This window comes from Pseudomonas sp. 2822-17 (assembly GCF_002742485.1).
GTDB classification, from domain to species: Bacteria; Pseudomonadota; Gammaproteobacteria; order Pseudomonadales; family Pseudomonadaceae; genus Aquipseudomonas; species Aquipseudomonas cyclaminis.
Genome location: NZ_LJRZ01000143.1, coordinates 1 through 441 on the forward strand (window position 1 = coordinate 1; position 441 = coordinate 441).

1 protein-coding gene is annotated in these 441 nt (G+C 53.3%); it reads right to left on the reverse strand.

Going from position 1 to position 441, the window contains the following annotated elements; all coding sequences use genetic code 11:
- Window positions 1-441: hypothetical protein (locus AOA60_RS01290; RefSeq protein WP_218240493.1), on the reverse strand; the 441-nt coding region annotated here is incomplete at both ends.

The window sequence follows — 441 nt, forward strand, 5'->3', positions numbered from 1 at the left end:
GACCCGATATAAAACAGACAAATCAGGGTGAAAAGTTGTTGCAGGCCGCTGACCATGCCCACCGGCATCATGCTTAATGACATTATCAACAGCCCAGCCATCAACCGGTGTTCCAGACGAAAATGCTTTTCACTCCAGCGGGCGATAGGGTAGAGCAACGTTAACGACAGACACGCTTCAATGGCATACATCCATTTAACGGCAGAGGGCGCGCCAGCCACGTCGTTGACCATAATTGGCAGCATCAGCATCACTTGTACAGCCAGCATGTAGTAACCCGCCAGCGTCAGAACATAGGTGACAAAACGCTTGTCACGCATCACGCGGGTCATGCCTTCGCGAACGGGCGTGCGTACGGTGGAGAGTTTCCATGCTGGTAACAACCACGCATTGAACGCCGCACATAGCACAAATAGAACTGCCCCTGTGGCGCAGACCAGG